The organism is Marinoscillum sp., assembly GCF_965229915.1.
In the GTDB taxonomy this organism is placed as follows: Bacteria; Bacteroidota; Bacteroidia; order Cytophagales; family Cyclobacteriaceae; genus Marinoscillum.
On sequence record NZ_CBDDJZ010000001.1, the window covers coordinates 4,084,808 to 4,104,255 of the forward strand.

At 42.1% G+C, this 19,448-nt stretch carries 17 protein-coding genes and 1 tRNA gene; 10 read left to right on the forward strand and 8 right to left on the reverse strand.

Going from position 1 to position 19,448, the window contains the following annotated elements; all coding sequences use genetic code 11:
• Positions 1 to 21: 21 nt before the first annotated feature.
• On the reverse strand, positions 22 to 1,029 hold the full coding sequence (gap, locus tag ACO067_RS17600; protein ID WP_421876434.1) for a type I glyceraldehyde-3-phosphate dehydrogenase: 1,008 nt from the start codon (positions 1,027 to 1,029) through the stop codon (positions 22 to 24).
• Positions 1,030 to 1,284: 255 nt separating this feature from the next.
• Here gap and ACO067_RS17605 point away from each other — a divergent pair, with 255 nt between their 5' ends.
• Positions 1,285 to 4,134: a M16 family metallopeptidase gene (locus ACO067_RS17605; RefSeq protein ID WP_421876436.1), complete on the forward strand. Its 2,850-nt coding sequence runs from the start codon at positions 1,285 to 1,287 to the stop codon at positions 4,132 to 4,134.
• Positions 4,135 to 4,401: 267 nt separating this feature from the next.
• Positions 4,402 to 4,473: transfer RNA gene (locus ACO067_RS17610), tRNA-Glu, on the forward strand.
• A 50-nt stretch (positions 4,474 to 4,523) separates the two neighbouring features.
• Here ACO067_RS17610 and ACO067_RS17615 read toward each other — a convergent pair.
• Together ACO067_RS17615 and ACO067_RS17620 are read right to left on the reverse strand one after the other, a co-directional pair.
• Entirely contained in the window at positions 4,524 to 4,817 is a 294-nt protein-coding gene (locus tag ACO067_RS17615; protein ID WP_421876438.1) for a helix-turn-helix domain-containing protein, read from the reverse strand.
• Between the two features lie 89 nt (positions 4,818 to 4,906).
• Positions 4,907 to 5,305 carry a metallophosphoesterase gene (locus ACO067_RS17620; protein WP_421876440.1) on the reverse strand — a complete coding sequence of 133 codons (399 nt, stop codon included), beginning with the start codon at positions 5,303 to 5,305 and terminating at the stop codon, positions 4,907 to 4,909.
• A gap of 359 nt (positions 5,306 to 5,664) precedes the next feature.
• On the opposite strand from ACO067_RS17620, the gene ACO067_RS17625 reads away from it, so the two are divergent.
• Positions 5,665 to 6,138, forward strand: a complete 474-nt coding sequence (locus ACO067_RS17625) for a JAB domain-containing protein (RefSeq protein WP_421876442.1) — start codon at positions 5,665 to 5,667, stop codon at positions 6,136 to 6,138.
• Positions 6,139 to 6,485: 347 nt separating this feature from the next.
• Here the strand turns inward: ACO067_RS17625 and ACO067_RS17630 are convergent, their stop codons facing one another.
• The 5 genes from ACO067_RS17630 to ACO067_RS17650 form a co-directional block, all read right to left on the reverse strand.
• Positions 6,486 to 6,797 (reverse strand): hypothetical protein, encoded by a 312-nt coding sequence (locus tag ACO067_RS17630; RefSeq protein WP_421876443.1) that lies wholly within the window; start codon positions 6,795 to 6,797, stop codon positions 6,486 to 6,488.
• A 235-nt stretch (positions 6,798 to 7,032) separates the two neighbouring features.
• Positions 7,033 to 8,067, reverse strand: a complete 1,035-nt coding sequence (locus ACO067_RS17635) for a hypothetical protein (RefSeq protein WP_421876444.1) — start codon at positions 8,065 to 8,067, stop codon at positions 7,033 to 7,035.
• Positions 8,064 to 9,197 (reverse strand): hypothetical protein, encoded by a 1,134-nt coding sequence (locus tag ACO067_RS17640; protein ID WP_421876445.1) that lies wholly within the window; start codon positions 9,195 to 9,197, stop codon positions 8,064 to 8,066. The genes ACO067_RS17635 and ACO067_RS17640 overlap by 4 nt, the downstream gene beginning before the upstream one ends.
• A 48-nt stretch (positions 9,198 to 9,245) precedes the next feature.
• Positions 9,246 to 10,499 carry a hypothetical protein gene (locus tag ACO067_RS17645; RefSeq protein WP_421876447.1) on the reverse strand — a complete coding sequence of 418 codons (1,254 nt, stop codon included), beginning with the start codon at positions 10,497 to 10,499 and terminating at the stop codon, positions 9,246 to 9,248.
• A gap of 75 nt (positions 10,500 to 10,574) precedes the next feature.
• A complete protein-coding gene (locus ACO067_RS17650) occupies positions 10,575 to 11,648 on the reverse strand; it encodes a hypothetical protein (RefSeq protein WP_421876449.1) in 1,074 nt (357 codons plus the stop codon).
• Positions 11,649 to 11,829: 181 nt separating this feature from the next.
• Between ACO067_RS17650 and ACO067_RS17655 the strand changes: the two genes are divergently transcribed.
• The 7 genes from ACO067_RS17655 (at position 11,830) to ACO067_RS17685 (ending at position 19,332) form a co-directional block, all read left to right on the forward strand.
• Entirely contained in the window at positions 11,830 to 12,249 is a 420-nt protein-coding gene (locus tag ACO067_RS17655) for a prepilin-type N-terminal cleavage/methylation domain-containing protein (protein ID WP_421876451.1), read from the forward strand.
• A 456-nt stretch (positions 12,250 to 12,705) separates the two neighbouring features.
• Positions 12,706 to 14,094 (forward strand): GspE/PulE family protein, encoded by a 1,389-nt coding sequence (locus ACO067_RS17660; RefSeq protein ID WP_421876454.1) that lies wholly within the window; start codon positions 12,706 to 12,708, stop codon positions 14,092 to 14,094.
• On the forward strand, positions 14,091 to 15,962 hold the full coding sequence (locus tag ACO067_RS17665) for a type II secretion system protein GspD (RefSeq protein ID WP_421876456.1): 1,872 nt from the start codon (positions 14,091 to 14,093) through the stop codon (positions 15,960 to 15,962). Before ACO067_RS17660 ends, ACO067_RS17665 begins: the two co-directional genes overlap by 4 nt.
• On the forward strand, positions 15,962 to 17,119 hold the full coding sequence (locus ACO067_RS17670) for a hypothetical protein (protein WP_421876458.1): 1,158 nt from the start codon (positions 15,962 to 15,964) through the stop codon (positions 17,117 to 17,119). The genes ACO067_RS17665 and ACO067_RS17670 overlap by 1 nt, the downstream gene beginning before the upstream one ends.
• A complete protein-coding gene (locus ACO067_RS17675; RefSeq protein WP_421876460.1) occupies positions 17,103 to 17,612 on the forward strand; it encodes a hypothetical protein in 510 nt (169 codons plus the stop codon). Before ACO067_RS17670 ends, ACO067_RS17675 begins: the two co-directional genes overlap by 17 nt.
• Entirely contained in the window at positions 17,609 to 18,859 is a 1,251-nt protein-coding gene (locus ACO067_RS17680; protein WP_421876462.1) for a hypothetical protein, read from the forward strand. The genes ACO067_RS17675 and ACO067_RS17680 overlap by 4 nt, the downstream gene beginning before the upstream one ends.
• Positions 18,859 to 19,332, forward strand: a complete 474-nt coding sequence (locus tag ACO067_RS17685; protein WP_421876464.1) for a hypothetical protein — start codon at positions 18,859 to 18,861, stop codon at positions 19,330 to 19,332. The genes ACO067_RS17680 and ACO067_RS17685 overlap by 1 nt, the downstream gene beginning before the upstream one ends.
• Positions 19,333 to 19,448: the final 116 nt, after the last annotated feature.

Below are 19,448 nucleotides of genomic sequence, written 5' to 3' on the forward strand. Positions count from 1 at the left end.
AATTTTACGAGGAGTAAAATATTAACCTTTAGAAGCGATGAACTCTAGAAGCTCAACCACTTTCGTAGAGTATCCCCACTCATTATCATACCAGGAAACTACTTTCACGAATGAAGGAGTCAGCTGGATACCAGCACCTGCATCGAAGATGGAAGTTCTTGAGTCACCGATGAAATCGTTAGATACTACCGCGTCTTCGGTGTAACCAAGCACACCTTTCAGCTCGCCTTCAGAGGCTTCTTTCATAGCAGCACAGATTTCTTCATATGAAGTTTCTTTTTTCAACTGAACTGTCAAGTCAACAACTGATACGTCCGGAGTTGGTACTCGGAATGCCATACCAGTCAACTTGCCATTCAATTCAGGAATTACTTTACCTACCGCTTTAGCAGCACCTGTAGATGAAGGGATGATGTTTTGACCAGCACCGCGTCCACCTCTCCAGTCTTTCATAGAAGGACCGTCTACTGTTTTCTGAGTAGCAGTAGTGGCGTGTACAGTGGTCATCAATCCGCTTTCGATACCGAATTTGTCATTCAATACTTTAGCAACCGGAGCCAGACAGTTGGTCGTACAAGATGCATTCGATACAAACTGCATGTCAGAGGTATACTTGTCCTGATTTACACCCATTACGAACATCGGCGTGTCATCTTTAGAAGGAGCAGACATGATCACTTTTTTAGCACCAGCGTCAATGTGACCTTGAGCTTTTTCTTTTGTCAAGAACAAACCAGTAGACTCTACCACGTACTCTGCACCTACATCACCCCATTTTAGGTCAGCAGGATTCTTTTCTGAAGTCACTCGGATCTCAGATCCATTCACTATTAGCTTACCATCTTTTACTTCCACAGTACCTTTGAACTGGCCATGAGTGGAGTCATACTTTAGCATGTAAGCGATGTATTCTACGTCTAGCAGGTCATTGATACCTACTACTTCAATATTTTCTTTTTCGGCAGCTACACGGAATACCAATCTTCCGATACGTCCGAATCCATTGATTCCGATTTTGACTTTTGACATGTTATTTGGTTTTTTACGGATTATTCAAAATAATTCTCTGCAAATCTATAACTAGATTTTTTGGAAGCAAATATGTTGTAGGTTTAGTTTAATCAGTGATTAAAAGATTTCACTATGACTTTGGTCATTGCCTGGTTGACAACACTTATGCTATCTACTTCCATTCATGTAAATGCGATTCTAATTCTTTTAATTCCGCACATTCTGGTTTTTATTTAATTTCAGGTTTGATTTCAAATAAACTCTATACAACTAATGAAAAACTTAAGATTTGTGATGGTGCTGTTGTCCGCACTGGTGCTCGCATCGTGCTCTTCCGGTACAACAGAGACTGAGGGCTCGAAGAAGCTTTCAGTTGATTTTGAAAAGTATCAGCTGTCTAATGGCCTGGATGTGGTGCTTCATGAAGATCATTCAGACCCGATTGTGGCGGTATCTATTGTGGTGCATGTGGGCTCTAACCGTGAGAAACCCGGCAGAACTGGTTTTGCACACTTTTTTGAGCACATGCTGTTCCAAAAGTCTGAAAATGTACCCGAAGGAGGATTCTTCAAAAACATCAATGAGTGGGGTGGTACTTTCAATGGAGGAACCTCCAATGATTTTACTATTTACTTTGAGACGGTGCCGAAAGATGCTTTGGAAAAAGTGCTTTGGATGGAGTCTGATAGAATGGGATATTTTATCAACGCAGTATCCTTGACGGACCTGGAAGGTGAGAAGCCGGTGGTGCAGAATGAAAAGCGTCAGCGAGTAGATAACCAACCGTATGGTCACACTGATTATGTGATCAGAAAAGCAATGTACCCTGAAGGCCATCCGTACAACTGGACGGTGATTGGCGAACTGGAGGACTTGCAAAATGCGACTATCGAAGATGTTAAAGAATTTTACGATAAGTGGTATGGACCAAATAATGCTACGTTGGTCATTGCCGGAGATTTCAACTCGGAAGAGGTAAAAGGTCAGGTTGAAAAATACTTTGGAGAGATTCCATCGCGTGGTGAAGATGTGCCTATGGAGCCAATGCCAGTTTCACTCGATGAGACCAAAGTTCTTTATTACGAAGACAATTTTGCTCAGCTGCCAGAGATGCGTCTGACATTCCCTACGGTGGAGCAGTATAATAAGGACCAATGGGCCTTGGATGCCTTGCAGGAAATCCTCACAGATGGAAAAAGAGCTCCATTATATAAGGTATTGGTAGAGCAAGCTGAGGTAGCTCCAGAGTCTGGCGTAAGCGCTTTCCATAGTGCCAACGAGCTGGCTGGTACGTTCACCATTAGAGTTCGAGCCAACAAAGGAGTGGATCTAGATACGGTGCGGACCCTTGTGTTTGATGCGTTGGATAAGTTCGAAACAGAAGGATTTTCTCAGAAAGATCTGGAACGAATCAAAGCCCGTCAGGAAACTAATTTCTACAATGGTATTTCTAGCGTGTTCAGCAAGTCATTGCAACTGGCCCTTTACAATGAGTATGCAGGCGATCCAGGGTACATTACGAATGATATAGAGAATATCAAAAGTGTGACCAAAGACGATGTAATGCGTGTTTACAAGCAATATATCAAAGGTAAGAACCACATCGTTACCAACTTTGTGCCTACCGGAGCAGCTAATCTGGCCATGAACAATGCGGTAGCCGCTGATGTGAAAGAAGAAGATCTGAACGAGTTTAAACCATCAGAAGTGATGGAGCAGGAAGGTGATTTCACTTACACCAAGACACCTTCTTCATTTGATCGAAGTGTGGAACCTGAGTTTGGTGAGGAGCCGTTGGTGTCTCCTCCGGCTATTTGGACTGCCAAAACTTCCAATGGAATAGATGTTTACGGAATCGAAAGCAATGAGCTGCCTTTGGTTCAGTTTAGTTTTAGAATCATGGGAGGTCTGTACGTGGACAATCCAGAGAAAGTAGGGGCTGCTAACCTCATCACTGATTTGATGATGGAAGGTACCGCCAATAAAACCCCAGAAGAGTTGGAAGATGCCATTGGTCAGCTCGGATCTTCTATTAACATGGGGACTTCTGATGAGTACATTACTATTTCAGGAAACTGTCTTGCCAGAAACTATGAAGCAACCATGGCTTTGGTGACCGAGATTCTGCTGGAGCCAAGATGGGATGCGGCTGAGTTTGAGCGTATCAAAAAGGGAACGATCAATACGATCCAACAGCGTGAAGCGAATCCAAATGCCGTGGCTAGTACGGTTCGTAACAAACTACTTTATGGGGAAGGTCATATTTTGTCTAATCCAACAATTGGCTACACCGAAACGGTGGAAGCTATTACTCTGGATGATGTGAAGGCTTATTATGAGAAAAACTTCTCACCCACGGTGACTAATTATCACGTTGCAGGTGCTGTGAGTCAGCAAGACGTGATGAATACGCTGAGCAAATTTGAAGGCTGGGAAGCTAAAGAGGTGGTCATTCCTTCGTTTGATGTTCCGGAAGTTCCAAGTGAGCCGCAGGTGTATTTTGTAGACATTCCGAATGCCAAGCAGTCCGTGATCAACATCGTGCGACTGACTGTACCTGGAGATGACCCTGCGTATAATCTCATCAACATTGCCAATGATCGATTGGGTGGAGGCTCTAGTGGACAATTGTTCCAGATTCTGCGCGAAGAGAAGCAATTCACCTACGGAGCTTACTCATTTGTATCCAGACAGGCTTTTGATCCGGGAATGTGGATGGCTGCCTCTAGTGTGCAATCAGCAGTGACTGCTCCGGCTATGGAGACCTTCAAGGAAGTGATAGGGAACTACGCAGCTAATTACACTGAAGAGGAGTTGCGCAAAACGCAGGTTTCGATGATCAAAGAAAATACACGAAGATTTGAAACCTTGTTTAGTTTGATTGGAATTCTTCAGAATATTAGCACCTATGATCTGCCGAAAGACTACCTGGATGTGGAGCAGCAGGCAGTGCGAGACATGACTGTTGAGAAAGTACGTGAGACGGTCAATCAGTACATGGACTTAAGCAACATGATTTACATCATCGTAGGGGATAAGGCTACCCAGTACGAGCCACTCAGAGTAGATGGGCCTGGTGATCCAGTAGTGGTAGATAAATATGGCGATCCAGTAGCTATGTAAAACGTCCAAAAAGGCTTGAAAAATGGGTTTCAGAAATGGAGCCCATTTTTTTATAGATTTTTTTTGATGGTGCATTTGCAAATATGAAAGGTGGTTTTATATTTGCACTCCCAAACACAGAGAAGCAGTTAAAATTGCCGATTTGTACTAAGAATTTGGTCCCTTCGTCTAGGGGTTATGGGCGGCCGGCTAGGCACGCCAGGTTTTCAGACTGAGATGAAAACATTTAGACGACAACTTTAAAAGTAAAGTTGAATAAAAACACTCGGTCCCTTCGTCTAGGGGTTAGGACGCCAGGTTTTCATCCTGGAAACAGGGGTTCGATTCCCCTAGGGACTGCACTAAAAACCCTGACAGGCAAACAGCTCGTCAGGGTTTTTTCGTTTGCGTTATTCCGTGACATTCTGCTTTCTTAGATCAGTAGGAGACTGGCCGGTCTTTTTCTTAAAGAGCCTGCTGAAGTAGTGAATCGAGTCGAATCCCAGCTTATAAGTAATCTCTTTAACTGGAATTTCAGTAGCCACTATCAATTCTTTAGCACGCATCATTTTTAGATCAAGAAAGAACTGATGCGGTGCCAAGCCAGTATACAACTTGAATACCTTTCTAAAATAGGAGTAGCTCACATTGTGCTGGCGGGAGAATTCGTGAAAATCTGCTTCGTGATTGACATTCTCCCACATGTAGTTTTTTGCTTCGTTGATTAATGCATCTACTTCTTTTCCTTCAAACTGTTGTGACTTTAAGAATGAGTCAATGTAACCAAATAGCTTTAATAGAAGTCCTGAACTGATTTTTTGATATTGCTTGATTCACTATCAGGAATTTGTGAGAACAATGTTGTGAATAGAATCCTCACATCACCAATTATAATTGTTTCATTATTAATATAATGCATGTTCTCTCGGACCTGTTTCCTGAATGAAGATAGTGCTGCAGCAATTGGGAATTGCTTTCCGTAGAATTCATGATTACCTGGAATCATATAGACCTTCTCAAAACCTTCAGATAATAGATCCAAGACCTTAGAGCTATTCACTGTATCATCTAGTAATATCGAATCTCCAGCGAGTAACAAAACCTTTGCGATAGGCTCAATGGGATTCTTAAGGAGATATTGTGGATTGGCAGGAAATTCAAGGTGAAGGTCTGAAGCGTACTGTATAGTCAATAGTCGAGAATTTAAAATAGGGTAGTTGTTCAAATATCGTAAATCAACTTATCAAATGTTGCGGATCATCAGCCAGTTTACGTTGAACTTGAGCCAAGATTTAAAATGGGTTTAATTTCTTCAGCCAAGCTGAACACCACCTCAGCTAGCTAGAGCTAATTTCAAGCCAAACTCAGCGAATCTTGATCTATGCAAAGCTAACATCAAGCCCTCAAAGTACTCCCATCCCTAAGTGCCACAGAAAAGGTTCGCCATAAAGCCTTCTCTTTGGCCCATGCTTGTTTATTGCGCTTCCTTTTGGTCATTGAGTTCTTGATGTAGGTGAGGCATAAATCATGTTTCACTTAATGCATATACCAATGTCACAAGAACAAATTATCCAACCATTCAAAAAATCAATCCAGGAAATTCAAATAGTGAAAGAACCAGATATTGAATTCGAACAGATCAAAATCCACTCCTCAAGAGACGTTGCTGAATTACTATGTTCAATCTGGCCGGTCGCTCTTAATTACCGGGAGGCATTCATTTCTCTCAACTTAGATCGTGGCAACAAACCATTATCATATGCCTTAATCAGCATAGGAGGTATATCATCTACTGTGGTTGATGTGAAGGTCATTATGCAGCATGCTTTAATGTCAAATGCGTCATCAATTATCATTGCCCACAATCATCCGTCAGGAAATCTCAAGGCGTCACAAGCTGACCTGAATGTAACCAAAAAGGTAAAGGCTGCTTGTGAGGTGATGGAAATATCACTCCTGGACCACATCATTGTTACCGATGAGAGTGGTAAGTATTACTCCTTTTCAGATGAGAGTATGATTTAATTGATTATTTACTTAATATCTTGAATAGAGTTCACCTCTAGGACAATCAATTAGTCTATCGAACAAAATGAGTATACCGAGCGTCTAATTCATTTCGTGGATTCGGAATAACCTACAAATCAGTACTCCCATTTCTTCCAGGATCTTAGGCCGGAAGCTTCCCTAATGATATTAGCATTACACTCAAATATGTTTGTTCTGAGTCTTTAGACCTAACGTCGCAGAAAACAGCTACCCTTGAGGAGTCGTTTAGGTCCATATAAAGGCATGGATAATAGACGAGTTTACATCTAACTGATTATTCCAATAATTTTTATTTTCTTTGCTTTATTAGTTAATCATTTTGGCTAGGTTGGGGTGGTACCCGACTGGAAAGGAGTTGTTTTAAGTAACGACTCCTTTTTTTGCACATATATGTTTGTGTTCAATGCAGCTTCAAGTTTTTCAAATTCCGGAATTAAATTGATGATCCACTTTAGTTGACTGAATATTAAACTGATGTCTGCTTCTGACATCCAGGAAGGGTGGAAGACTTCCGCTTTTTTGATTTGGCCAGTTCGTTTATCTACCACATGCAGTGTCTTGCCTGTAAAATTGTAAGCTTCCCTAAAAATGGGAAGGCTACAGTTGATATAAGAATAATCTAATTTAGTGATCAAAAAAATCAGTTGGATTTATCAGTATGGGAATTACTACTTCAAGAAAGGATATTGGAATATTTTGGAGTAGTATCAACACTAACAATGTCGAGAATTGTAATCAGTAGGTCGTTGGGCGGTTCGCCGCCTCGATCGAATCCGATTGGGAGCTCTCAATTGACTAAAAACCCATTTAGAATTTATTCTGAGTGATTTTTTATTTTCTATACATTCAAAGCCAAGTGCTCTCAATTGTCTATTTGGATTCAACCACCTTCAGCCTTTCTGAAAGCTGATTGTTTTGTTCCTTTAACTGCTTTATTTCCTTATTCTGCTCAATCAAATAAAGCGTCAACTCTTCAATCTTCTGAAGGAGTTTAGCATCCATTTCACCTAGGTTAATTCCGTTTTCCTTGACCTCTGCTTCACTTGGAATCTCTGGTAGGTGACCTTTCTCGTTTATGTGTTGCTCCACTTCACCAAGGGTTCGGAGATTATACTCAGAACTAAAGACGTAGTCTGGCCAGCCTGGACCTGCTTGTACTTGTACTTCCCTTGCTCCGATGGATCCCTCTACAGCGAGTTTGTGAGACCCGGTGGAGGTGGTGCCAATCCCTACATTTCCATTGCTAAGGATTCTCATTTTTTCAGTAAAGTATGGTGCTTCAATTGTTCCCCTGGTATAAAATAGCATATCTACATTGTTGGACCATTTACTCGCTGATTGTGCAAATATTCCTACCGATTTTTGATGTATTGAGTGAATATTGGAGCTGCCATCTAAGGTTATTGTCATACCTAAAATCCTGTTGTCGTTGGGTGTAGACGAACTTGAAGATCGTATTACAAAAGAGTTGGCCTCATGGGCAGCAAAGTATGGGGTCGATACCAGCTCAAGGTTAGTCTGGGGAGAGGTAGTTCCAAAGCCTACTTTTCCTGCAGCATACAAGTTGCCTTGAGAATTTAGACTAAATTTCAAGCCGTTCGCATCTGATGCTTCAATAAATTTAAAATGTCCATAATTGCCATCAGTAGTAGAGGTGAAATTAAGCATAGTCCCTTTATACTTTATTGAATTGGATATCCATGTATTGATATTTAATAGATCAGAAGTTTCTGCACCTGAATTAATCCTTGCTTTTCCATGAACCTGAAGGTTATAATCATTTGTACTTGTTGCACCAATACTAACCTGATCTGAGGTGGATAGGATATCAGTGGATTCAACCCATTGTGCGTGAATAGAACATGACAGTAAAATGATAAGGATGGTCAAAAATGACTTTTTCATTTATTGATTTGTTTAAGGGTTTCTTTAAGTATGGTTATCTCTTTTTGTTGTTTAACAAGCTTGGCGTTTTGAATTTCCAACTCTTTATTCTGCTCGATCAAATAAAGTGTCAATTCCTCAATCTTCTGAAGTAGTTTAGCATCCATCTCTCCAAGGTTGATGCCATTTTCAGCTACTTCAACTTCGTTTGGGATTTCAGGGAGATGACCTTTTTCATTTATGTGTTTTTCGACTTCTTCGAGTGTTCTGAGTTCGTAATCACTATCAAAAACAAAGTCTGACCAAGTGCCAGCTTCTACTTTGATTTCCCTTGCTCCAATAGAGCCTCCAACGGCTAACTTATGTGAGCCAGTTGAAGAAGTACCTATCGCCAAAGGAACATTTGGGATTTCAATAAGATCATGGTCAAAGTCAAAGTTTAGAAATACATTCCCAGAGGTCGGCGCGTCATATTTTAAGAATCTCAAATTATCTGTGTTTGAAGTTCCATAATCTAGGAGCCATCTTGGGTTTTCCTGATGCTTGAAGGATATTGCATTATATGGGTTTGATCCATTTGAGTTCAAGATGATGTTACCATCCACCCTATTATTACCTGCAACATGTAGCCTTTCATCAGGATCGTTATTTCCAATACCTAAATACCCATTGTTCATTAAAGACATTTTACTGCTTCCATCAATTTGAAAACCAATCCTAGAAGTCGAACCACCCCCTGTGTAATTGATATAGCTATTTCCGTCGCTGCTTGAATGTATGGATAAAAATCTATTTTGGTCAGTTGACATTCGCATCATTCCAAAAACATCAAGGGTCGAACTTGGTGAGTTTGTTCCTATTCCGATTTTTCCATTTTGGACGATGAAATCTCCCCCTGATTTGAATCGATAATTTACTGTTTCATCTTGCTTTATCTTTAAACCATCACTCTCGATTTGAAAATGATAAAATTGATTAGGAGAGTAACGAGTGTCCTTCAGCGTTAGTAAAGAACTTCTCCATGTATTTGTTTCAATTAGTAAACCTCCACTTTTGATTTGAGCACTTCCTGTGGGAGGAAAGGAGTTCGTCTGACTCCAACTTGAGAAGCTTATTAATGATAAAATTACTAACAGTAGATTCTTTTTCATGTTTTTAGGTTTGGCGTGGAATTGGCCATAACATCTGTTATGATCATGTTATTTTTTTTCTAGGCGTTGGATCTTGATTTTAAGTTCAGAGTTAAGAGTTTCAAGCTGTTCAACTCTTTCGTTCTGAGATTTCATTTGCTTGTTCATATCTATCATGTAAAGCGTCAGCTCCTCCACCTTCCTCAGCAAGAGCATGTTCATCTCGCCTAGGTTGATGCCGTTGGTTTCCATCTCCTTCGCGGAGGGTACTTCAGGTAAATGCTTGTTGACGGTGATGTACTCTTTTATTTCGTCCAAAGAGAGCAGATCATAGTCCTCTTCGAACACATAATCAGGTCCGGGAACATTAAGGTCTACCTTTACTTCTTCGGCGTGTATGTTTCCTTTTACGGTGAGTTTAGCGTCAGGGGAGGTGGTGCCAATACCGACATTGCCTACACTGTTTATTCTCATTCTTTCTACCAAGGAATTGGTAGTGCTACTAACAGAATTTGCCGTCCAAAACTTTAAATCAGCCGTTCCTTCTGCTTCCATTCCTCCGCCGTTTGAGGCATCGGTGTTTGCAATCGAACTTATTCGAGCTTGAGGTGTTCCATTTGTATTGTCATCTGTAAAAACAAAGTCGAAGTTAATTTCTGAATTAACATTGATGTCACTTTCGTTTTTCTCCAATACTAGCAATGTTTGAGAATCAGCAGCCTCTTTGAATAAGTGCATTCTGGCGTTTGGATTTGAAGTTCCAATTCCAACATTTCCATCACCTCTCCACGTCATTATATTTGGTTCATATCCAGAAATATTTGAACCAATAATTACAGAATTGCCAGAACCTCCAGCGCCGTGAAAATTCCCTTTGAATAGAAAAGACTCAGCATTGGCTTCTGAAAAGTCCAAAAGTTTGACACCATCTAAAGCGCCAACATTTCTTATGCTGAGTTTAGATGTAGGAGTACTAGTACCCAACCCAAGGTTTCCATTAGAGATATAGTGATCACCGGAGCCTAAAACCTGAAGATCGCTTTTTAATTTAAGTGGTCTCCACAGTACTATGTTTCCGGCAGTCCCATATAAGTTCAAATTGCCATCGTTATTGGATCTACTTTCTGGGGAGACATCAATTGTCCAATTCGCATTTGATTGAAGCCACTGTATTCCTTCATTAACACCTGGATCGTTGATGGTAATGTTATTTACATTGGTGATATTTTTATTTTGCATATCCAAATCTTCCTGAGCTGAAAGTTGATATGAAAATGAAATAAACAAAGTGAGAATTGAGGCAGAAGTATATTTGTAAATCATTTAGTTAGTATTTAGAATATATTTTTTTATTCGTATTAATTTAATTGACTCTGTACCATAAGTTATTATTTATAGCTATCTAGTCGATTCAATCTTCGATTTTAGAATTTCCATTTCTTGGTATTGGGCCTTGATAAGCTCACGATCCTCTTTTATAAGGCTCATTAATTCTATCTGATGCAACGTCAACTCTTCCACCTTCTTAAGTAAAAGCATATTCATCTCGCTCAGGTTGATGCCGTTGGTATCCATCTCCTTAGCAGACGGTACTTCAGGGAGATGTTTGTGGACGGTGATGTACTCTTTTAATTCGTCCAAGGAGAGCAGATCATAGTCTTCTTCGAACACATAGTCAGGTCCTGGAACATTCAGATCTACTTTCACCTCTTCAGCATGGATGTTGCCTTTTACGGTGAGTTTAGCATCAGGAGAGTTGGTGCCGATCGCTACTCGACCACTTCCATCTATGAGAAATTTGTTGCCACTTCTGTAAATCCTAAATCGGTCAGAACCGTCAATGCCCGCAAACCAATCAGCCCCATTTTTCGACTCATAAAATGAACCCGCCCCATTAATGTGTTCACCTAAGTACATTCGACCTTCCACATGGAGCTTCTCTCTTGGGTTGCTATTTCCAATTCCCACCTTGCCATCGTTTTTCACAAAAATACGATCCTGCCCAGCTGTCCTGAAATGCAAGTTGGTGGTGCCCTCGGCGTCCAGTACTGCGCCTCCTGAACCGACCCACAGCTGTGCACTCTTCGTATCCTCTGCATTGACAATTCTGAAACCATATGCTCCACTGGAATGGTCTTGTTTCAGGGTCATTTTGTAAGTGCCAAGATTGGTCGTACCAATCCCAATATTGCCGCCCTCCGACGGAAAGAAGAAGATGTTTCCTGTTCCAGTTCTGAACGCAAGATCCCGATTGTCATAAGTGAAAATAGTAAAGTCATTGCCATCTCCATAGGTAGGATGCGAGATGTTGTACATAAAGCCTGCGGTGAACTCCGAAGGTGTTCCAAACCTTATGAACTTATAGGTACCCGTGGATACGTGCTTTGGATTGAGGTATTGTACATCCACCGTTTGCCCAAAGGAGTGAAAGATGCTACTTAGGAATAACAGTAATGGAAGTAGTTTTTTCATGATGACGTTAGTTTTGATGATTAGCGATATTAGTAAATTTCGGTTAGGAATGATATAATTGTATTGTGTAAGTTCTCTTAAAATGGTTGGTTGTAGGAGAATATCCAGTAGTTCAAGAAGAAGCTTCAACTAGTTTTGTCCTTGATCGACTTTCCTTCTAGATTTACTAAAAAATTTCACCATGCGTAAAGACAAATTCAAACGACTCGACGCCTTCACACTATCGGAGTTATTAGTGGTTTTGGTTATTGTAGGGATACTCGTTTTATTGGCCTTGCCATCACTGATGCCGATGATTACCAAGGCACGATCGGTAGAGGCAAAACAGGCACTGAAACATGTGCATACTTTACAGAAAACCTACTACTATGAGTTCTCCAAGTTCAGTGACAACCTAGAGACTATTGGCTTTGAGCAAGAGGCCCTGGTGACTGATGAAACGGCTAATGGCAATGCAAATTACATGGTCGAAATGGTGGAAGCTACACCCACTACTTTTTTGGCCCGAGCTACCGCACAAGTAGATTTCGATGGAGATGGGGAGTTTAATGTGTGGGAGATAGATCAGGATGGAAATTTGCAGGAGGTGAAAAAGGATTGATGATCCTACTGAGTTGCCTAACATTTTCTGTACTGTCTATTCTGATTTGCTATCAGGATTACCAATCTCGATCCATTCATCTTTGGTTACTAAGTGCATTAGGTATACTTGGGATATTTTATTGGGTAATTAAAGAAATGTACTCAGTCCTAGATCTCCTACTGAATGGATGTTACTTGTTCTTGATGTTAGGACTTTCTTTCGCAGTAATGTATGTCAAAGGACATTCCCAATGGCGTAAAATTATTGGTATCGGAGATTTGTTTTATTTACTGATCATGGTATTTTACTTCGGCTTTCCTGCATTTCCGTTTTTAATTACACTATCATTTGTCATAACGCTTATATTGCATTTTGTTTTCAGTCAGTGCGTTGCAAAATACCGTCAATTAGCAAAGATCCCGCTGGCCGGATTTCAGTCACCAGTCCTGGCTTTAGCCCTGGTTTATGATAACTATGTCAGATCCATCAGTACATATTTCTACTAGTCTTAAGCAGCAGATTCCAGCTACTCTGGCGTGGAAGTATCGGATATTTCCAAAGGAGGAACTTGATGGTACTTTAATCCTTTTTTCGGATGCTGCAAACCCTGAGATGATTCGGAAACAATTGGGGGTCATTACTGGTAAAAAAGTGCAAATAGAAAGGGTCAGTTCTAGCTGGATCGAAGACCAACTTTCCAGACACTATTTGAGGTCTAAGGACAACCAGGTGAAGTCACTACATGTGGACTCGGACAATTTCATTAACGAGATGATCCGGGAAGCGAACGAACTCGGCTGCAGTGACATTCATATAGAAAAGTATCAGGACCGATCCAGGATACGGATGCGACTAGATGGGAAACTGGTGGAGCGGTACGAACTCCAAAAAGAACACTACCACGAGTACGTCAACAAAATTAAGATAATTAGTAACCTGGATATTGCAGAGAAACGGTTGCCACAGGATGGCAGGATTCTAATCAGGGAGCACGGTGCAAAATTTGACATTCGGGTGTCTGTGTTACCGACCTTATTTGGAGAAAAGGTCGTACTTAGACTACTGTCAAGTGATGCTTCTAACCTGGATATCAAAGATCTTGGAATGAATGAAGCACAACTTCAGACATTTCTGGATGCCATCTCTCACCCGCAGGGAATGGTTCTGATAAGTGGTCCAACGGGTTCGGGTAAGACCACTACATTGTATGGTGCACTCAAGCATTTGAACAAGCCAGTCACCAATATCCTTACTATCGAAGACCCCATTGAATATACACTGGAGGGGATTAACCAGGTGCAGTTGAATGAGAAAGTGGGTCTGGATTTTGTCGCCACGTTGAGAACGTTTCTACGTCAGGATCCCGACATCATTATGGTTGGCGAGATCAGGGATGTAGATACGGCACAGATCGCGATCAGAGCAGCGATGACTGGTCACCTGGTCATGTCCACTCTTCATACCAACTCTGCCTGGGGAATAATTTCACGAATGGTTGAGATGGGTATTCCCGAATACCTCATTGCTGATACTATGAACATTGCTGTTGCACAGCGCTTGCTGAGAAAGCTGTGCCCATCATGCAAACGCCAGGAGACAGATACAGCTTTGCTACCTGAGGTATTGAAAAGGCTTGATATACCTTACTATTTTCAGCCTGTTGGATGCGCTGAATGTCACCGAACGGGTTACAAAGGTCGGGTGGCGATATACGAAATGATCGCGATCAATGATTCCAACCGCAAGCTGATTTTGGATGGTAAGGACCCTGCCGATCAATACGACAAACTGCTTGATAGCGCAGTTAATAATTTTATAAAAGGGGAGACGTCCCTGGAAGAAATCTACAGTTATTTAATTTGAAAAATCTACGCCATATATTCGCCTTATTGGTACTGATCGGTCTAAATGCGCAAGGTCAGGAGTTGTCAATAGAACAGCAATTGGATTCTCTTGTTGAAGAAGTACCAGGGTTAACAGAAAAGGTTGATTTTACGTTGGTAGAAGCACCCATTTCAGAGTTTATCCGTGCAGTAGCCGAGACACATGAGCTAAACGTGAGCTTTAATTCCCTGCCGCAGATTGCGATTACCAATAATTTCACCAATGTGCTTGTCAAGGATCTGTTGGTTTTCCTATGTAAGGAATATGGACTTAAAATAAGGTTTACCAACAATATTTTTACTTTCTATGCCGACGAGCCAGAGCCCTTGAAAAGGGATTTGGTGGCTATGGAAAATGGATTGATTACCATAAATGCAAGAAACGATCGATTAGCTGATTTGGCTCAAGCCATTACATCCATTTCAGACTACAACCTGATCGTTAACCAAATGGTCACTGAGCAGCTAGTGAATGCATATATTGAGGAGTTGCCAATAGAAGAGGCCATCACCAATTTAGTGGAAGCAAATAACTTGAAACTAGAAAAAAAGACAGAAGGGGTTTATCAGGTCGTTGGCGCAGCTGGTTCTGGTGATTTTCAGCAGGGACAGAGACCAAGGTATAACAATAACTACCGATCGAATGGCGGTGATTTTTTATTAGAGACCTACACATTCAAAGGAGAGCATTTTGTCAGTCTTAATTGCAGCATGATACCAGCAGGCGAAATCATCAAGCAAGTAGGAGAGCGTTTGGATTTAAGTTTTTTTATGATAAACGAGCCTCAAGGCCAATTGAGCTGTCGCGTAGACTCCATTTCATTGACGTCATTTTTAGACATTGCATTGGAAACTTCCAATCAAACCTATACGCAATCAAAAGATGGCGTTTACATGATTGGGGAACTTCAGGGTAAGCTACTGAACAGTGCTGAAGTTTATTCCTTCAAGAACCGAACGGTAGAAGGTGTGGAAGAGTTGATACCGCAAACTTTACTTCAAAGCGTTGAGCTCAAGCTATTTAACGACCTCAACGCGCTGATCATCTCAGGAAGTGACCAGTCGATTGGTAGGGTAGTTTCTTTTTTAGGGAAAATCGACCGACCCGTCCCCAATGTGATGATCGAAGTAATGGTGATTGAGGTCCGAAAAATCTATCAATTGAATACAGGCATCAAAGCATTCCTGAGCGATTCGGTACCAGCTACTTCCGGACAGATCTTCTCAGGAGTGGATGTAACCTTGAGCTCACAATCCTTTAATCGCTTTTTGAACAACCTGGATGGACGAGGTATACTCAACCTTGGGCGAGTAACACCAAATTTTTATGCCACTATTGAAGCGATGGAGGAAAATAATGATCTAAACATTCGTAGCACACCGAAACTATCCACACTTAATGGTCATGAGGCCACCATGACTATTGGTCAGTCTGTTTATTACCTGGTAGAAACACAGAACGTAACAGGTGGGGTTACACCTGTGATTACTCGTACACCAAGGTATGAAAAGGTAGAAGCTAATCTGGATTTGAAAATCAACCCATTCGTAAGTGACTATGAGGATGTGACCATGAATATCGAAGCAGAGTTCAGCGATTTCATTCCACCGACAGTTCAGGGAGCACCCCCTGGTAATGCAACTCGAAAGTTCCTGTCCAAGATCCGCGTAAAGAATGAAGAAATGGTCGTTCTGGGAGGATTGGAAGAAGCCTCTGAGTCGAATGGTGGGAGTGGTATACCTGTTCTGTCCAGAATTCCTATACTCAAGTGGCTTTTCAGTTCCAGAAGTGAGGAGAAGTCTGATAACAAACTATTGATTTTCATCAAACCAACCATTGTTTACTAATGAAAGTAGTCAAACGGCTGATCGGTCAGCGGTGCCTGGGGATTGAAATAAATGCCCGAGGTGAACTCATGGGTCTACAAGTTTTGGTTGACAAAAAAGATAATGTAGTACTGGGTGAAGAGCTGACAGGAATGAATGAAATACAGGCATTCCTCGATGAACATCCACTGACTCCTATTGCTCTTTCGGTTTCCTCAGATGAGATCATCTACTCTCGTACGGATCAGCAGTTGGATGATCAGTCCATGAGTGACTTACTCCGGCAAGAAGTACCCAGTTTCGATCCTGAGGATTTCTTAATTTGTTATCTGGATGGATTTTATGGGTTTGCCAGAAAAGAAGCCATATCTGAGCATACCAGCGCATTGAGTGCTTATGCTGACCAGGTCGTTTTGCTGGGTTTTGGACCCATACCCGCTTATAACCTGGCTTTAACACTTCGTGAGGAGACTTCTGACCGACTGACTGTTGGTAGCTATCAATTTGATTTGAATGATACGGATGTGCAGGAAATTACACCTCAGGACCTGGAAGTTGGAGGGTTGACGGTGGCCGCTCACCAGGTACCTGCCTTTCTGGTTGCCATTGGTTATTTTCAGGGTGGTTTGGGTATGATGGGGTACCCCTTTGCGAAGAATGATGAAAACCTGTGGTATGGCATGTTGCTGAATAAGCTGTGGAAGCCCGTTCTATTCAGCATTCTAGCTTTGCTGATGGTGAATTCAGCGTTATTTCTCCATTTCAATTCGCTCAATCAGGAACTCAATGAACAATCGGTACTGATGCAAAACCTGAGTGATCGGAGAGCTACGCTGGCTTCTTATATCGAACAAAATCGCCAGATAGCTCGACTTGGGGAACGAGAGTCTGCATTTGCGATCATCAGTGATCAAATAGGTGCAACAGTGCCTGCGGCTGTTACAATGGAGCAGCTGGTATTGAGTCCTCAATCTGCAGACAGGAGAGCTGAAAGTGCTTATCAGAAGGAGAAAGTATTATTACAAGGAATTACCACAGATCTGAAAGCTTTTTCACTTTGGGTTAATCGTCTGGAAGGCATGCCTTGGGTGTCCAGGGTAGCCTCCCAAAAGCTGACCGAAACTAATGGAGTCACACGTTTTGAACTAGCACTCATCAGACATGTGGAAGAATCTTAGTTTCAAACAGCGCTTTCTGGTTTTTGCAGGAGCTACCGCGTTGCTGCTGGTGTTGGGATACGTTCTTGGAGTCAGTAAAACGATAGCGCTCTATCAGGAAAATAAGCAGCTTGCCTCATTGGTGAGTGTGGGAGAGGAACAGTTGGTCCGGTCTATTGGTAGGCTGTCAGAAGAAAAACAGCGGATCGATTCATTGAAACAGTTTTATTCTGGTGATGATTCGGATGCTTTTTTATTGCAACTACTGGTAAAAAAGGCAGATTATTACCAACTTGATGTCATAGCAGTGAATGAAGAAACCCAACGTACTGGGCTGATCTTTGTCTACACTCTGGAAGGGAAGTATCGAAATATGATTCGCTTTCTGAAGGATATCGAAGTAAGTATTCATTCGATGAATGTGGTGAGCGTGGCGTATCAACGAATGGAGGATCGACGAACCAAGACAGTTTCACTCAATATGAAACTGTACTTTAATAAACACAACCTATGAATAAAGAATACCTATTATTCATGATTATTCTAGTGCTGGCCGCATGTGGCGAGATCGTGGAAAAAGACATTAGCAATGACGAACTCCTGCTATTAGCTCCAGGAGATAGTGCTATGGTCAATGAAGATAGCGTTTCTCTGTGGTGGGAGTACCTGGATGGTGCCAGAAGTTATGAGGTCCATCTCGTGAGCCCATCATTCAATAATGCACAGGTTGTCTACCTGGACTCCGTAACCAATCGCAACCTCATCACCATGGCATTGAAACCAGGACAGTATCAGTGGGAAGTACGAGCCTTCAACGCGGGATATTCCACTGACTTCTTTTACCGCACCTTCACACTGGATACCGCAGGTGGGATCGATATCAGCGCCCAGGGAGTGACAATCATTTCTCCCCAGCCGGGAGCGACGGTTAATTCGTCAACTGTTTCGTTGTGGTGGGAGGAGGTCTCAGGGGCAGACGGCTATCAGCTTCGGCTTGCCTCTCCCTCGTTTTCCAATGCCACGTTTACCCTGGACAGTAGCCTCACTTCTAACAGATTGAACCTTAACTTGAATCAGGGCAATTACGAATGGCAGGTGCGTGCTGAAAACAACAATTCATTGACCACATATGCTACTTCTACATTTCTGATCGATACGTTGGGCGGTGTAAGTGATTTGTCTGCTGAAACGGTGGATATTGTTGCTCCGGCCAATGACTACACGACCAGTAGCACAGCGGTCACCTTATGGTGGGAGGAAGTGTTGGGGGCAACCAGCTACCAGGTCCAGGTGGCCTCTCCATCGTTTAGCAATCCTGTTTTTCTGCTGGATAACACCATTGATAGTACCCGGTTGGCACTGGAGGACCTGGCTGAAGGCAGTTACGAATGGCGGGTTCGAGCAAGAAATGTGGTGTCAAGTACCCCTTACAGCAATAGAGCCTTCACCATTGATCCATTATTTGGAGTAGAGGATTTGTCTACGACGACCGTTAGTTTGTTGGCTCCCGGTGATAGTTTGGTGATCAGTAACCAGACCCTGACATTTTGGTGGGATGAGGTCAATGGGGCTACCTCGTATGACTTGATCATCGTCACACCTTCCTTTGCAGCGACAGATCTACTGGTGGAGGAATTTAACCTAACAGAGGTCAAGATGGAGGTAACACTGGATAGTGGTACCTATGAATGGGGTGTTCGGGCGGTTAATGCGGCCAGTGAGTCACCATTGTCGATTCGTAAATTGATTATCGATCCCTAATGAGCGGAAAGACCAAAAAATATCTACTGCTAGCCCTGGTTGTGGCTATTTGGGGAGTGATTGGTTACCGATTTCTGTCACTGACCGAAAGCGATGAAGAGCGGATTGCACCGATCCGGATTCAGCCCATAGGTCTGGAGCAAAGTGAACAAAGCAGCTACCAGTTTCAGCTTAACTATACCGATCCCTTTTTGAAAACTGTGCCGGTAGAGGAGGTTCCGGTACAAACTTCCGTGCAACCAGAGCCAGTCCGAACATCCTTTGAGCGGATTCCAGAGATCCGTCTGAAAGGGATCGTCAGTAGCAGGCAGAACAAGGCGGCATTGGTACAGATCAATGGGCACAGCAACCACATGGTGACTAAAGGGCAGGAGTTTGAGGGGTTTAGGATGCTTGGATTCGGTGAAAATCAAATATCCATTTTGCACCTCTCTTCTGATAGTACTATGACTTTACAGGTCAGTAGGCAATAAATCACCGAACTGATGTTTTTAGCAAATAGAAAACTAACATTTCTATCTTCATAAGTAAAAACTGTATGCGTTACTTGTGAGACTGGAATCTAATGGTTTATTTAGAGTAACGTTTT

What these genes read in the sequence shown, in the direction of transcription:
- gap (WP_421876434.1), bottom strand. Translation starts at nt 1,029, where the DNA reads ATGTCAAAAGTCAAAATCGGAATCAATGGATTCGGACGTATCGGAAGA.
- ACO067_RS17605 (WP_421876436.1), top strand. Translation starts at nt 1,285, where the DNA reads ATGAAAAACTTAAGATTTGTGATGGTGCTGTTGTCCGCACTGGTGCTC.
- ACO067_RS17615 (WP_421876438.1), bottom strand. Translation starts at nt 4,817, where the DNA reads ATGTGGGAGAATGTCAATCACGAAGCAGATTTTCACGAATTCTCCCGC.
- ACO067_RS17625 (WP_421876442.1), top strand. Translation starts at nt 5,665, where the DNA reads ATGTCACAAGAACAAATTATCCAACCATTCAAAAAATCAATCCAGGAA.
- ACO067_RS17635 (WP_421876444.1), bottom strand. Translation starts at nt 8,067, where the DNA reads ATGAAAAAGTCATTTTTGACCATCCTTATCATTTTACTGTCATGTTCT.
- ACO067_RS17640 (WP_421876445.1), bottom strand. Translation starts at nt 9,197, where the DNA reads ATGAAAAAGAATCTACTGTTAGTAATTTTATCATTAATAAGCTTCTCA.
- ACO067_RS17645 (WP_421876447.1), bottom strand. Translation starts at nt 10,499, where the DNA reads ATGATTTACAAATATACTTCTGCCTCAATTCTCACTTTGTTTATTTCA.
- ACO067_RS17650 (WP_421876449.1), bottom strand. Translation starts at nt 11,648, where the DNA reads ATGAAAAAACTACTTCCATTACTGTTATTCCTAAGTAGCATCTTTCAC.
- ACO067_RS17655 (WP_421876451.1), top strand. Translation starts at nt 11,830, where the DNA reads ATGCGTAAAGACAAATTCAAACGACTCGACGCCTTCACACTATCGGAG.
- ACO067_RS17660 (WP_421876454.1), top strand. Translation starts at nt 12,706, where the DNA reads ATGTCAGATCCATCAGTACATATTTCTACTAGTCTTAAGCAGCAGATT.
- ACO067_RS17670 (WP_421876458.1), top strand. Translation starts at nt 15,962, where the DNA reads ATGAAAGTAGTCAAACGGCTGATCGGTCAGCGGTGCCTGGGGATTGAA.
- ACO067_RS17675 (WP_421876460.1), top strand. Translation starts at nt 17,103, where the DNA reads ATGTGGAAGAATCTTAGTTTCAAACAGCGCTTTCTGGTTTTTGCAGGA.
- ACO067_RS17680 (WP_421876462.1), top strand. Translation starts at nt 17,609, where the DNA reads ATGAATAAAGAATACCTATTATTCATGATTATTCTAGTGCTGGCCGCA.
- ACO067_RS17685 (WP_421876464.1), top strand. Translation starts at nt 18,859, where the DNA reads ATGAGCGGAAAGACCAAAAAATATCTACTGCTAGCCCTGGTTGTGGCT.